General features: G+C 59.2%; 11 protein-coding genes. 5 read left to right on the forward strand and 6 right to left on the reverse strand.

All coding sequences use genetic code 11. The features are described from left to right. Positions 1–11 precede the first annotated feature (11 nt). On the forward strand, positions 12–734 hold the full coding sequence (locus BDD16_RS23045) for a PEP-CTERM sorting domain-containing protein (protein WP_246332560.1): 723 nt from the start codon (positions 12–14) through the stop codon (positions 732–734). Between the two features lie 58 nt (positions 735–792). Here BDD16_RS23045 and BDD16_RS14670 read toward each other — a convergent pair whose 3' ends face one another. From BDD16_RS14670 to BDD16_RS14695, 6 genes are all read right to left on the reverse strand, one after another. Then, positions 793–1413: a hypothetical protein gene (locus BDD16_RS14670; RefSeq protein ID WP_179634624.1), complete on the reverse strand. Its 621-nt coding sequence runs from the start codon at positions 1411–1413 to the stop codon at positions 793–795. A gap of 18 nt (positions 1414–1431) precedes the next feature. Continuing rightward, positions 1432–3039, reverse strand: a complete 1608-nt coding sequence (locus tag BDD16_RS14675; RefSeq protein ID WP_179634625.1) for a tyrosine-protein phosphatase — start codon at positions 3037–3039, stop codon at positions 1432–1434. A 14-nt stretch (positions 3040–3053) separates the two neighbouring features. Next, entirely contained in the window at positions 3054–5216 is a 2163-nt protein-coding gene (locus BDD16_RS14680) for a GumC family protein (RefSeq protein WP_179634626.1), read from the reverse strand. Positions 5217–5299: 83 nt separating this feature from the next. Beyond that, on the reverse strand, positions 5300–6733 hold the full coding sequence (locus BDD16_RS14685; protein ID WP_179634627.1) for an O-antigen ligase family protein: 1434 nt from the start codon (positions 6731–6733) through the stop codon (positions 5300–5302). A gap of 29 nt (positions 6734–6762) precedes the next feature. After that, a complete protein-coding gene (locus BDD16_RS14690; RefSeq protein WP_179634628.1) occupies positions 6763–6993 on the reverse strand; it encodes a hypothetical protein in 231 nt (76 codons plus the stop codon). A 40-nt stretch (positions 6994–7033) separates the two neighbouring features. Next, positions 7034–8314, reverse strand: coding sequence for a glycosyltransferase WbuB (locus tag BDD16_RS14695; protein ID WP_179634629.1), 1281 nt, complete (start codon positions 8312–8314; stop codon positions 7034–7036). A gap of 417 nt (positions 8315–8731) precedes the next feature. Here BDD16_RS14695 and BDD16_RS14700 point away from each other — a divergent pair, with 417 nt between their 5' ends. From BDD16_RS14700 to BDD16_RS14715, 4 genes are all read left to right on the forward strand, one after another. Then, positions 8732–9670, forward strand: a complete 939-nt coding sequence (locus BDD16_RS14700) for a GDP-L-fucose synthase family protein (RefSeq protein WP_179634630.1) — start codon at positions 8732–8734, stop codon at positions 9668–9670. 47 nt (positions 9671–9717) lie between these two features. Then, positions 9718–10842: a GDP-mannose 4,6-dehydratase gene (gene gmd, locus BDD16_RS14705; RefSeq protein ID WP_179634631.1), complete on the forward strand. Its 1125-nt coding sequence runs from the start codon at positions 9718–9720 to the stop codon at positions 10840–10842. A gap of 447 nt (positions 10843–11289) precedes the next feature. Further along, positions 11290–12720, forward strand: a complete 1431-nt coding sequence (locus BDD16_RS14710) for a hypothetical protein (RefSeq protein WP_179634632.1) — start codon at positions 11290–11292, stop codon at positions 12718–12720. Positions 12721–12788: 68 nt separating this feature from the next. Further along, on the forward strand, positions 12789–13910 hold the full coding sequence (locus BDD16_RS14715) for an acyltransferase family protein (RefSeq protein WP_179634633.1): 1122 nt from the start codon (positions 12789–12791) through the stop codon (positions 13908–13910). The last annotated feature ends 11 nt before the right edge of the window (positions 13911–13921 follow it).

The raw sequence follows: 13921 nt of genomic DNA on the forward strand, positions 1-13921 counted from the left end.
AGGAGTCATAAATGATCAGGAAGTTTGTTGTTTCGGCCTCGCTGGCGGCTTGCGCTGCCACCCCCGCTCTGGCGTTGACCAACCCGGGTTTCGAGGATTCTCTGGGTGCCAACCCGACGGGTTGGATCACTGTTCCGATGGGCGCCCCTGCGACGACGGGCAGCCTGACGGCTGTCGTCAGCAACACGCCCGCGACGGTCATTGACGATGGGTATCTGTACTACCCGGACTACACCGCCGATGACGGTGCTGGTGGCATCGCGGCCATGGCGGGCAACCACTTCGGTCTGCTGGAGACCTGCCCGGTGACCACGGCAGCCACTGCCTGCAATTTTTCGGCGGTCTACTCGTTCAACCTCGCTGGTCCGGTGTCGACCTACGGCGACATCATGTGGATGCGCCTGCTGACGCAGGACTGGGAAGCCAATCACGACGACTACGTCAGCGTGTCCTACTTCGGAGCGGGCTCCACGACCGCCCTGGCGACCGACACGATTTCTGCTTCGACGATGTCGCCGGTGGATTCTGGCTGGCAGGGTTTCGGCGTGCCGGTCGGTACCCAGAGCCTGCAGATCTCGCTGGTCAATGTCGGTGATGTCTACAACCGCCCGGTTGCCGCACTGGACTACCAGTTTGCTGCACCGGTGCCGGAAGCGGACGTGACCGCCATGATGCTGGCCGGCCTGGGCGTGCTCGGTCTGGTGGCTCGCCGCCGCAACCGCACGGCGAAGTAAGCACCGAGCAGCCTTCTGGCTGCTCAAGCAAAACCGCCTGCATGTGCAGGCGGTTTTTTCATGGTCTGGCGGTGGATTCGTCCAGCTTGGCGGACAGACCTGGCTTGCGGGCCTCGACCCACTCGCGGATGTCGTCTGGCGCGAATGGCCAGACCTGGGAAGCGATGTACACCAGCGTCTCGGTCACCTCGCCCTCGCGCGGACCCAGCCGCGCGGCCTCGCGCCACGACTTGAACAGCACTTCCGTCGTCTCGTTGACCGCGTACTGCATCAGCGCGAGGTTGGCCCAGGCCATGGCGTGGGTGGGGCGCAGCCGGATCGAGGCCTCCTGGTGAACCAGCGCTTCCCGGTAGGCCGCGACTTCCGGAGAATCCGCCGCCCCGGTGGTCCAGAGTTCCCGGCCCCGGATGCCATGGAGCTGGGCGAGGGCATCGTGCAGCGTCGCATCTCGGGGCGTGAGGGCGATGGCGTCCTGCAGCGACTGGCGCGCCTGCTCCCACTGCTCCGGGGTATGGGTCATCTTGCCGGCGGCCCATTTGCTCACGTCATGGCGGGTGACGGACGAGGTCCAGTCCGCCGCCATCAGCACGGCAGCCTGCTGCACGACACATGCCGTGACCACGCACAGCGTGCCTGCCAGCAATCGATTCAGCCAGCGGTGTCGCGTTGAAACGGCCATGCCTGCACGGATCTCCGGTCAGCGCCGACGTGTCGGCAGGGGATTCAGGTCGCTCAGGCGAAAGCCCTGTCGCTTGCCATCCGGTGTGGTCACGGGCAGCAGGTTCGGTGCTGGTTCGACCTGGTCCCGCACCGCCTGGCCCAGCGATCTCGACACTGCCGCGATGCTGCTGTCCTGGCGGTCGCGCTGGTGTCCGGCCTGGGCCAGCGGCACGGGCCGGGGAGGGGCCTGGTGGATGCGTGCAATCTCGACGGGGCTGGGCACGATCGGACGCGGCGCCACCTCGTTCAGACGCAGCCCCCGTGCGGCCGGGGGCCACGCCGGTTCGGCCACAGGTGCGGGAGCTGGTGCTGTCACCGCCGCCGCGATCAGCACAGGTTCTGCACGCAGCAGTACCGCGGGGGCTGGTGCGGGTGCGGGTGCCGGTGCGGGCGCGGGCGCGGGAGGTGCTGCTTCCACCACCACTGGTACGACCACTGGTGCGAATGCTGCTGCCACTGCGACTGTCCTGACCGCGGGCATGGCGAACTCCGCAGGGGGCTGGGCCTTCTGACGGGGCGCCGGCGGGGCAGCGGGCGCCTGCCCGAACACCGGCAGCAGCCAGTCTTCCGAAGGCTCTTCCCGGGGCCGGGGTTGCTGCGGTGACGCGGTGTCGCGGCCCGGGCTGCTGGCCTCGTGCAGCAGCGAGACGCTGTTCAGATCATCGAGCACCGCGTCGATGCGGAAATCGATCAGTGACCACGCCTGCTGCTCCGTGCTGCTCTGGCCTGGCGCAGCGGTCGGCGCGGGCTCGGTGGCCCCGCCCAGCATCAGGTCCACCGACCACTGCGCGTCCGCCTCCAGTGGCGACAGGGTGGGCAGGTCCCTGAACACGAGCCGCTGTCCGCCCGACTGGACGGCGAACGAGGACACGCCTGCGATCTCCGTCGGCTGCGTCCTGGTGAGTCGCAGCGCCAGTGCCTCGTCGAAGTGCTCCACCAGCCAGTCGCGTGCAGCGCCCATGCGGGGCCGCCGGCTCGACCGGTTGTGGGCATCGGTGGCGATCACGTCGACCCACCCGGCGTCGAGCAGGGTCCGTGCCGTCGCCTGCGCCCGGGTGCCGAAATCGCCGAGCAGCGATCCCGCCGTGACCTGGAACTTGCAGCCGAGGCGGCGCAAGGCTTCCAGCCGCGTCGGCTGCTCCATCACCGCCTTGTTGCGCTCCGGGTGGGCCATCAGCGGCGTGATGCCGCGGTCCATCATCATCCCCATCAGCTTGTCGGTGCCGACGGGAATCTGGCCATCCGGCAACTCGATCAACGATGTGGACGGCCCGACCAGACTGCCATTCAGCATCGGCAGCCGGCGCGACTCGATCCAGTCGAGGATCTCCGGGCAGATCCGCACTTCGGCCGCCCAGGTCATCGTCAGATCGATGCCGGCGTCCGACACCGCGGCCTGGAACTCGTCAAACACCGCGCTGATCCGCGCCGCGGTGTTGTCGAACACCCCGAGGTAGATGTGGGGCGTGGCGACGATGTGCTCGATGCCGTCTTCGGCCAGCGCCCGTGCCAGCGCCAGAGCGTCTTCCATCGTGCGCGGGCCGTCATCGATGCCCGGCAGGACGTGTACGTGCAGATCTAACATGGGTTCGGTCGGTCTCAGGCTTTGGATTGCTGAGAATAGCCGTGGTAGTAGGTATTGCCGTAACCACCGTTGACAGACTCGCCGTAGTAGCGCTGTGCCTCGTCGAAGTCCAGGCCGTTGACGATCACGCCCATGATGTTGGCCCCCGAGCGCTGCAGCCGGTTCAGGCCCTTGCGGATCACCGGCACCGGCGTTTCGGTGGCGCGCACCACATAGATCGTGCTGGTGGCCATCGGCGCCACGGCCATGGCGTCACTCACCAGCTCCACCGGCGGGGTGTCGATGATGATGAAATCCAGCTGCGGCTGCAGGTGGCGCAGCACGTCCTTGAAGCGCTGGGACACCAGCAGATCCAGCGGGTTCGGCGGCACATCGCCCGAGGGCATCACGAGCAGCGAGCTGCCCTCGATCTGGTGCACACAATCCTTCAGCGTGGACGAGCCGGTCACCAGGTTGGACAGCCCCTTGGCGTTGGCGGCCATGCCGAGCCGCACGCCCACCTGCGGGCGGCGCATGTCGGCGTCGATCAGCAGCGTGCGCTTGGTCTGTGCCAGGGCCAGGGCCAGGTTGATCGAGGTCGAGGTCTTGCCCTCGGACGGCACGCTCGACGTCACCATGATCAGGCGGTGCCGCTGGTCCACGTCCGAGAGCTGGATGCCCGTGCGCGCGGTCCGGATCGCCTCCGCGTGGTGCGAATTCGGCTCGCGGATGAACATCGTGGCCACGTTCTCCAGCGCCTCGCCGCTCAGGGCCGGCAGCACCGCCAGCACCGGCTGCTGCAGCTTGAGTTCGGCCGATTCGCTGCCCTTGATGGTGTTGTCCATGCGCTCCAGCAGGACTGCACCCATGGCGCCGATCATCAGGCCCAGCACGAAGGCCACCAGGATGATCTGCCCCTTGTTGGGGCGCACCGGAATGGTCGTCACCACGGCCGGATCGACGATCCGGGCCACGGCGGCCTGCAGGTCGCTGCCGGCGTCCATCTCCTTGGCGCGGCTCATGAACAGGTCATACAGCTGCTTGTTGGAGCTGACTTCACGCTCCAGCACCTGCAGCTGGAACTCCTTGCGGTTCACGTCCTGCACGCCGCCCGTGGCCGAGGTGAGGGCTGTTTCCAGCGACTTCTCGGCTTGCCGGGCCAGGTTGTATTCCTGCACCATGCTGCGCGCCACCGAGCGGCGCTGCTGCGCCAGATAGCGCTGGGCCGACGCCAGCGACGACTGCGCTTCCTGCATCTTGATGTGGTTGGGCCCCAGGTTCTCCGACAGCTCGGCGACCAGCTTCTGTGCGGCCGCTTCCTGGCGCAGCGCCTCTTGCACCGTCGGGTTGTTGGCGACGGACGGCACGTTGCTGTAGTCGCTGTTGCTGGTGTTGGCGACCATGTTGTAGGTGCCTTCCAGCTGCATCCGCCGGGCGCGCGCTTCCGCCAGCCGCTGGCTGACTTCGCCGATCTGCATGCCTGCCAGGCCTTGCGCCGAGCCGCTCAAATTGATCAGGCCCTTTTCTTCGCGGTAAGCCTGCAGTGCCTTTTCCGATTCCAGCAGGTTTTCGCGCAGCGTCGTGGCGCGCTTTTCCAGCCAGCCGTTGAGGCCCTGGGCCAGCTTGAACTTGGCGTCACGGTCGGATTCGATGTAGTTGGCCGAGATGTCGTTGGCCACGCGGGCTGCGAGCTTGGCGTCCGGCGAGTCGAAGCTGACCTTGACCAGCTGGCTCAACCGCACAGGCTCGATGCTCAGATTCGACATGAGCGGCTTCACGGTGGAGTCCGCCAGTGTTTCCTCCGTCCAGTCCGTCTGTGCCGCAGACAGGCCGACCATCGACTTGATCTTGGCCGTGACGCTGGCGTCCGCCTTGCGCGGGTCGAACTCCGGATTCGTCCACAGCTTCATCGAGTTCACGGTGCGCAGCGCCACCTCGCGGGACTTCAGGATCTCCACCTGCGTCTGGTAGTGCTCCTTGGTCTGCATCGCCCCGCCGAGCATGTCCTCCATCGAGAGGAACTTCGGCTTGCCCGGCTCGATCAGCACGGTGGCGGTTGACCGGTAGACCGGTGTCATCGAGAACGCCACCGCCGCGCCCAGTGCAGCCAGCGCGGTCGCCAGGCCCAGCACCGGCCACTTGCGCTTCTTGATGCTGCGCCAGTGGTCCAGCAGTGCGAGCTTGCTTTCCTCGGACAAGCCCAACTGTACCGGCGCAAAAGGAGGAGCCATCTGCACCGGTGAAGCCGGCGCAGCAACTTGGATTTGATTCATGAAGTGGACTACCTAGACCGAAGTGACGTGGTTGTGCGCTTTGTCGGTACGCTCCAGACCACGGCCAATAGTACGGTGAGCACCATTGCATTGGCGTTTATCTGGAGATTTAAATCCACCAAGGCGTGCAAGAGGGCGCAGATCAATCCCATGCCGACACCCGCTGCGACACCCCGTGCGTGGGGTGAACTGCGGTCCTGCATCAGCTGAATGGCGCGCAGGGCGGTCAGCAGGGCGACCCCCCCCAGCAGCAGCAGCCCCGGGAGTCCGACATCCGCGGCGATCTCCACGTAGTCGTTGTGCGCGTGGTTGTAGGGCAGGGGCAGTGATTCGACCTTGTAGCGGGTGAACGCGTTGTAGAACGCCCCCCCGCCAAAGCCGGTCCAGGGCCGTTCCCGGATCATTGCCAGGGTGTCGCGCACCGGGCGGGTGCGTTCTTCCAGCGTTTCTTCCCGTCGCACGGGTGGCGCCGTGGTCGCCGTGGCGGGCTCCAGTGGCACGGCCGAGGCAGCCTCCGCGGCGATCTCGGTGGCTTCCATGCGGTTCAGCACCTTGGACAGCCCGACCCACTGGCCGATCACGACGAGATCGACCACCAGCAGGCTCACCACCAGGATGGCGGCCGACTTGCGCAGGTCCGGCGATCGGGCCATCACCCAGGCCGCGACCAGCAGCAGGCCGAGGAAGAAGGCGCCGTTGCCCATGCGCGAGCGGGTCAGCACCAGCGCGATCACCAGCGTGATCAGCATCAGGCGCACCACCATCTTGCCGGACATCATGAACTCGATCGCCGCATGCAACCGGTGCTGCCGCGCTCTGCCCGGCGGGCCGGTCCGTGCCGCGCCCATCTGCATCAGCATGACGGCCAGGCCGGCGGAGAAGGTCAGCAGCATGTAGTTCGCCAGCGCATCCGCCTGTGGGAACGTGCCGGTGGCGCGGGTGCCCTGCGCGAAACTGGAGCCGAGGTATTCGTACTGGGCCGACCCCGAGAACAGCACCATGGCGATGAGCGCCTGGACCACCCCCGCGCCCAGCAGGCCGGCGAGCAGCGCCATGCGCCGCCGATCGGACGTCACCAGCAACTGCACCAGCCAGAAGGCGCCGACATAGCCGATGCAGCGCAGGGCGTAGATCCGTGTCTCGTGCGCATCTTCGGTGTAGCCGAAGCGGGTCAGCTGCAGGCTGGTCCACGCGGTGAGCAGCACCAGCAGGGCCAGCACGAGGTGCCCGCCCCAGCTGGTGCGGGGTGCGTCGGCCCGTGCGGTGCTTGCGTTCAGCCGCAACAGCCCGCCCGCGGCCAGCAGCAGCCACACGATGGCGGCGAACAGCGCCACCGCCCACTGGCGGTTGCTGGCCAGCGGCAACGGCAGCCACACCAGCGCGACCATGAAAAAGCCCAGCAGACCGCGTTCGGCCTGCTGGGCCCATGAGAACTTCTTCAAGGAAGCTCCTGTGTGTCAGCCAATCTGCATCAGCACGGGGTGATGCCGGGGCCGCCGCGCTTGCACGGCGGGACTACCACCACCGGCCGGGGCGGCACCATCGGGCGAGCCGGGCGCACGACGGTCGGCGTGCCACGGCCACCGCTGATGGTCGGTGCGCGCTGTGCGCTGGCGTCCATCGCGGGCAGCGACAGAACCGCCATCGTCGCTGCTGCCATGAGTGCTTTCAGCGATCCCTGAATCTTGAACTGAGAAGACATGCTTCCGCTCCTTAAATTGAAATAAACAACTGAAGTGAAATTATCCACTCCTACCAGAAGTTTGAGTGGTTTCCAAGGGAAGCTCAACCCCCGCAATCGTGTGGTCCGTACACGCTTGCAGGCACATGTTGAGCCGGCCCAGCACCACGGAACGAACCAGGTGCTTTCTCGCGTACTCGTTGGCCTTGGCGCCCAGTTCTGCCCGCAGGCGTGGCTGTTCTGCCAGATCGACCAGCGCTTGCGCCAGACTCTTTGCGTCACCGGGCGGCACGACGCGGCCGCACTCCATGACGACGTGTGCAAGTTCGGTACCGGCCTCTGCCGTGGTCACGACCGGGCGCCCGCTGCCCAGCATGCCGGACAGCTTCGAGGGCATCACCAGATCCGCCGCCCCCGGGTTCTGGGGCAGCAGGTGGATGTCGGCCATGTGCAGCAGCTCGGCCAGCCGCTCCGCCGGCTGCAGCGGCAGCATGCGCACGTTCGCCAGACCTTCGCAGGCGGCTTCCAGTTGCGGCTTCATCACGCCGTCACCGCAGATCACCACCACCAGCTGCGGGTGGTCCGTGATCAGCCGTGCGGCCTCCGGCAGCAGGTCCAGACCCTGCTTGCCCCCCAGCGTGCCCGAAAACAGGGCGACCACGGCGTCCGCCGGAATGCCCAGCTCTTCCCGGTAGCGGCTCTGGCCGACAAAGTCATCGACCGCCTGGTCACCGACCCAGTTCGGCAGGAAGACCAGCCGCTCCTGGCCCACGCCCTTGGCCTTCGTGCGGTCCAGCATGCGCCACGAGATGGTCGAGACGCGGTCGAAGCGCTTCAGCAGCCAGCGCTCGATGCCCGTCACCACCTTGCGCACCAGGCCGGTGTCGTTGATCAGGCCCAGCTCGAAGGCGGCGTCCACCTCGAAGTCCTGCACGTGCAGCCAGGCGCGTGCGCCAGACAGGCGCGCCGTCAGCCAGCCGCCGGGCGCGGAGGTCAGTGCCGGTGCCACCACCATCACCACCTGAGGGCGCCAGAACAGTTGCATCGCCAACACAGGCAGCGCCGCAATTGAAAAACTCAGTAAGTGAACGATGCGCTTGAGGCCGGACGGCGCGGCCGGCACCCACAGCGGAACGCGCCACACATCGACACCGCTCCAGGCATGGCGTGCATAGCGGTTGGCCCAGCCGTCGCTGATGCGCCAGTCGGGGTAGTACGGCGGGGCGGCGACCACGCGGACCTGATGTCCCATCGCCACCAAGCCGGCGGCCATGTCCCCAGAGTACTTGCCGATGCCAGTCGGCTCTGGGTGAAAGTTGATCCCATGGATCAGAATCCGCATCGCTGCTGTTCTCCCGCGGTGTTGTTGTGTGCCGGGGTGGACCGAGCAAGATCTGCGCCCGATGTCGCACCCAAACGACGCCGCAGTTTAGTACACCACTTTGTCCCTTCATGGGTCAGAACACACGCCGCACCGTGAACACGGGTGATTACTCATTGACCGTGAGAAAAACGACTCGTTTCCAGTTCTTATCCCGAAGCGCGCGCTGGACACCGGTGATCCGGATCCGATCTACTAAGATCCGGCACGCAATCTGCTCCCGCTGTGCGCCATCCCTGCAGCACCGCCCTCCGGGCGAAGATCCGACAGATCTTGTCGTCAGGTGGCTTGCGCGGTCGATCGCAAAAGTTACTTCTTGAATCACTTTTGAGTGCGTGCCGGTGTCCAGAGGCACGGACGCATCCACCCGCATCTCCAATGAACACTATCGACTTGCACTCCAAGATCTTCGTGACCGGACACCGTGGCATGGTCGGCAGCGCGCTGGTGCGCCGCCTGCAGGCCGGCGGCTACACCCAGGTCATCACCCGCAGCCGCGCGGAGCTGGATCTGCTGGACCAGCGCGCGGTGTTGTCGTTCCTGGAGCAGGAACGGCCCGACTACCTCTTCATCGCCGCAGCCAAGGTCGGGGGCATCAACGCCAACAACCTCTACCGCGCCGACTTCCTCTATCAGAACCTGCTGATCGAGGCCAACCTGATCCACGGCGCCCACCTCGCCGGTGTGCAGCGCCTGATGTTCCTGGGCTCCAGCTGCATCTACCCGCGCGACTGCCCGCAGCCGATCCGGGAAGACTACCTGCTCACCGGCCCGCTGGAGCCGACCAACGAGCCATATGCCATCGCCAAGATCGCTGGCATCAAGCTCGCCGAGGCCTACAACCACCAGTACGGCCGCCAGTACGTGAGCGCCATGCCCACCAACCTCTACGGCCCGAACGACAACTACGACCTCGCCAACAGCCACGTGCTGCCCGCACTGATGCGCAAGGCGCACGAGGCCAAGCTGCGCGGTGACGATGAATACGTCGTCTGGGGCAGCGGCACCCCCATGCGCGAGTTCCTGTACGTGGACGATCTGGCCGACGCCTGCGTCCACCTGATGGAGCGTGGCTACGACGGCCCGCTGGTCAACATCGGTACGGGCACCGACGTCACCATCCGCGAGCTGGCCGAGACCGTCATGGACGTGGTCGGCTTCCGCGGGCGCATCACCTTCGACGCCACCAAGCCGGATGGCACCCCCCGCAAGCTGCTCGACGTCAGCCGCCTGGCGGGCCTGGGCTGGACGGCCAGGACCGGTCTGCGCGACGGTATCCGCCTTGCTTACGAGTCAGCGCCGTTTCACAACGCCTGATCCATCTCTCCATTCCACTCAAATTTTTCAACGGAAGTAACGAAGCTATGTCGACGAACAAGAAGGTTGCCCTGATCTCGGGCGTGACGGGCCAGGACGGCGCGTATCTGGCGGAACTGCTCCTGAAGAAGGGCTACGAGGTCCACGGCATCAAGCGCCGCAGCAGCCTGTTCAACACCGACCGCATCGACCACCTGTACCAGGATCCGCACGTCGACAACCGCCAGTTCACGCTCCACTACGGCGACCTGACCGATTCCACCAGCCTGGTGCGCATCATCCAGCAGGTGCAGCCCGACGAGATCTACAACCTGGCCGCCATGAGCCACGTGGCCGTCTCCTTCGAGACGCCGGAATACACCGCCAACGCCGACGGCATCGGCACCCTGCGCATCCTGGAAGCCATCCGCATCCTGGGCCTGGAAAAGAAGACCCGCTTCTACCAGGCCAGCACCTCCGAGCTGTATGGCCTGGTGCAGGAAATCCCGCAGAAGGAAACCACGCCCTTCTACCCGCGCAGCCCGTATGCCGTGGCCAAGATGTACGCCTACTGGATCACGGTGAACTACCGCGAGGCCTATGGCATGTACGCCTGCAACGGCATCCTGTTCAACCACGAAAGCCCGCTGCGCGGCGAAACCTTCGTGACTCGCAAGATCACCCGCGCCATCGCCCGTATTTCGCTGGGCCTGCAGGACTGCCTGTACCTCGGCAACATGAGCGCGCTGCGCGACTGGGGCCACGCCCGTGACTATGTCGAGATGCAGTGGATGATGCTGCAGCAGGACACGGCCGAAGACTTTGTCATCGCCACCGGCGTGCAATACAGCGTGCGGCAGTTTGTCGAGCGCGCGGCGGCTGAACTGGGCGTCACGATCAAGTTCGAAGGCGAAGGCGAGAAGGAAATTGGCGTCGTGGCGGCCGTGACCGGCGACAAGGCCAAGGTCAAGGTGGGCGACGTGATCGTGAAGGTGGATCCGCGTTATTACCGGCCGACGGAAGTGGAAACGCTGCTGGGGGATCCGAGCAAGGCCAAGGCCAAGCTGGGCTGGACGCCGACGACGACGTTCGAGGAACTGGTCAAGGAAATGATCGAGGCGGATTACACGGCAGCGCGCAAGGATAGCTTAGTCAAGATGGCTGGTTTCCAAGCATTTGATCATCACGAATAATCTCGATGAGTAGGTGATGTGGTTTTTTGCCACAGCTTAAGAGTATCGCGTTGCACATAATTAAAAAGCAGTGGTCTTTGCGACTAAAGAGCTGCAAATTTTATGCAATGCGATATTTTGTATTGGAAAAACACAATTCAAAATTGCTGTTTATATGGGCAAAAATCAATCTTTGTCATTCGTTTTATTGGCCGAGGTAAGTCCCCTGTAATTTTCCGCATTTTATTTTTGTGTTGTGTGTTAATTATTTATAATGCAGTGCTTGCGATAAATATTAAAAATAAGTGCATTTAAATTTTTTGTTAAATAGATGCGATTGAGATTAATTTAATGAGCCATATTGGCATTAATACTGGCAAAATTTTCTACACAGTTCATATTCAAGTCGTCAAAAATCAAGTTTGCACCTATGAAAATACTTGCCGAGCAAATACCTAAAAATAAACTATGAAATATTCTGCTGCTTGGGTAATTTTGACACTTCTTGCTGTGATTCATTTGATAATTGGATCTAGCATTTTGGTAATATTTTTATTGCTGGCGGTTTGTGCGATGGGGATATTCTCCTTGTCAATTAATGGAATGTCGTTCGGTGGCTGCGTAGTAGTGTTGTGGACTATTTACTATGGTTGGGGGTCGATGATTTTAAAAGCATTTTTATTTCAGCCATTGCAAGATAATTTGATTGTTCCTGAGTATAGTGCCCTGATAGTGTTTTTATGTACTGGGGCGGTCTTTCTTGTGGCTACTGCATCAAATATTCTGACAAATAAGGCGATTTTTACAAATAAGATTAATCTGGCGTTGGTTAACTATCATTCTCATCCTGTTATTCCATATCTTCTGCTGATTGGAATTTTTACGCAATTTCTGCATTTGTATTACACATCAGCTGCGCAGTCTGGAATGGAGAAGGGGGAGGGGTTCGGGGGGTTTAGTGTATTTCATCCGGTTTATTTGTTGTCGGTCTCAGTATTGGTTAGGTCAATTAATGGCCCTCGCAGATTATGGGCTGTGCAATGGCTTGTTGTTGCGATGGTTTCTGCAGTGATTTTAAGTGTTGTCGGCAACGTAAAAAAAATACTATTTGACGTGATGCTTACAATATTGTTTAGCGCGTATGTTTTTAATATTAAAATAAAATATAAATATATATTGCCTGGATCGCTTGGTATGGTTTTATTGTTAGCTTATATGGGTCCAGTGGTGCACATAATGAGACAAGACGCCGCTAATTTGAGTGTGATCGATCGCGTGGCGGGGGCTGTTCAGTTAGTGGTAGAGAATAATTTTTCAATTGAGAAGCTTTCTAAATTGCAAAATTCAATTGCCGAAGGGTTTGAAATATCATTTAGACCTGATTATGCATATTTCTATCCAAATACAATAAATGCAGATAGGTATTCTTTGATTTCGGTGGTTGACCAAGTTGCTAGAGTGGATAATTTGCAGGGATTATACTCAATAAGTGACACATTTCAAAAGGGTGTTAATGCTTCTTTGCCGCTTGTGTCGAAAGATCCATATACCAATGGGGATTTGATTGCGTGGGCTTATGGTTTGAGGAATTCCAGTAATATAGCGAGACCGGTTATGGGTCAAGTTGTTAATGGGTATGTTATCGGAGGTATTTTGGGGGCTGTTTTTTATTGCGCGATATTTGTTGGCGTATTTATAATGATTGGTGATATGGTTTTTGGTGGATTGAATGGTGGTGTTGTTCCTGTGGTGGCGATCGTATATTTTTTGCCATTTCCGGAACAGACTCTCGATACTACAATTATCTATGCGATAAGAAACACTGTATCTTTTTTGGCTGTACTCTATTTATATGTTTTTGTGATTAATGTGTCATCTAGTTTTGCTAGGGTTAGGTAAATAATTGCTGGGTGTGGATTAAATTTTAATTATTTGACTCAATTTTGCACAGTTTAAACTTATTTTAAATGACTGAAACAAATCCCGTAATTCGCCTAAGTTATATTGATGGTGTGCGTGGTTGGGCTGCTTTGTTTGTTGTATTGTTTCATGTGTTTCGAGAGAGTATGGTAAATGTTTGGCCGTTGGTGAGTTCACCGTGGCTTTCCATTGTTCTTGATGGGCACCTAATGGTATTTATTTTTTTTATTCTTTCAGGTGATGCTTTATCTGTTTCTTTTTTTGGCTCAAATTCATTGCGACCTACGTCAAAAATAATTTTGCAAAGATACGTTAGGCTAACAATTCCAATACTAGTCTCATGTTTGATGGTTTTTTGTCTTATGAGTTTGGGCTTGACTTTTACATCTGATGTTGCGGAATTACTGGGTAGGCAAGATTGGTATGGTAGGTTTTTAAATTTTGAACCATCTCTATACGCGTGTATTAAATTTTCTTTGCGGGATGTGTATTTTGAGTATGATAAAAATATATCTTATAATCCGTTTTTGTGGACTATGTCAGTCGAGATGTTAGGGTCTTTGTTGGTGTTTTCTGTTTTATTGGTAATATCTGAAATAAATAAAAAACACAGAGTAACTTTTCTTGTTGGGCTTACTATTTTAATGTTTTTCTTGTCGGCAACTTATGCGTTGTTTGTATATGGAGTGCTGTTGGGTTTTCTTAGGTCTGCTGGGTATTTGAAAAATAAGCGCTTTCGCTCTTGGTTGTCTGTTGGATTGTTATGTTCATGTTTATTTGTTTCGGTATTACAAGCGCGTGAATTTGATGGATTCTTTGGTTATTTGAGAAAAATAATCGAAGGTAATTTCGGGCATGCAGTACTTGCTTCATTTTTTGTGTATTGTATATACGTCATTGATCCTATTCGAATATTTTTCTGCGGTAATTTTTCTGTGTTTCTTGGAAAAATTTCTTTTGCGATGTATGTGCTGCATTTTCCTATAATTGTAAGTGTTTATGCAGGAGGGCTCTTGTATTTGAACTCAATGGGGTACGGGAGTGATTTTTTTATGTTGCTGCTGTCTTTCTTTGTTGTTTCATTGATATTGATTTCGGCATATTTTTGGGCGACCCTTGAGTCGCGATACCTTTTCTTAATAAAACAAAAATTCGATAATTTTTACTGATATTGTGGCAA

It is taken from the genome of Sphaerotilus montanus, from assembly GCF_013410775.1.
In the GTDB taxonomy this organism is placed as follows: domain Bacteria; phylum Pseudomonadota; class Gammaproteobacteria; order Burkholderiales; family Burkholderiaceae_C; genus Sphaerotilus; species Sphaerotilus montanus.

Bases quoted from the DNA above. Each gene is read 5' to 3' on its own strand.
- BDD16_RS23045 (WP_246332560.1), top strand. From the start codon at position 12: ATGATCAGGAAGTTTGTTGTTTCGGCCTCGCTGGCGGCTTGCGCTGCC.
- BDD16_RS14670 (WP_179634624.1), bottom strand. From the start codon at position 1,413: ATGGCCGTTTCAACGCGACACCGCTGGCTGAATCGATTGCTGGCAGGC.
- BDD16_RS14675 (WP_179634625.1), bottom strand. From the start codon at position 3,039: ATGTTAGATCTGCACGTACACGTCCTGCCGGGCATCGATGACGGCCCG.
- BDD16_RS14690 (WP_179634628.1), bottom strand. From the start codon at position 6,993: ATGTCTTCTCAGTTCAAGATTCAGGGATCGCTGAAAGCACTCATGGCA.
- BDD16_RS14695 (WP_179634629.1), bottom strand. From the start codon at position 8,314: ATGCGGATTCTGATCCATGGGATCAACTTTCACCCAGAGCCGACTGGC.
- BDD16_RS14700 (WP_179634630.1), top strand. From the start codon at position 8,732: ATGAACACTATCGACTTGCACTCCAAGATCTTCGTGACCGGACACCGT.
- gmd (WP_179634631.1), top strand. From the start codon at position 9,718: ATGTCGACGAACAAGAAGGTTGCCCTGATCTCGGGCGTGACGGGCCAG.
- BDD16_RS14710 (WP_179634632.1), top strand. From the start codon at position 11,290: ATGAAATATTCTGCTGCTTGGGTAATTTTGACACTTCTTGCTGTGATT.
- BDD16_RS14715 (WP_179634633.1), top strand. From the start codon at position 12,789: ATGACTGAAACAAATCCCGTAATTCGCCTAAGTTATATTGATGGTGTG.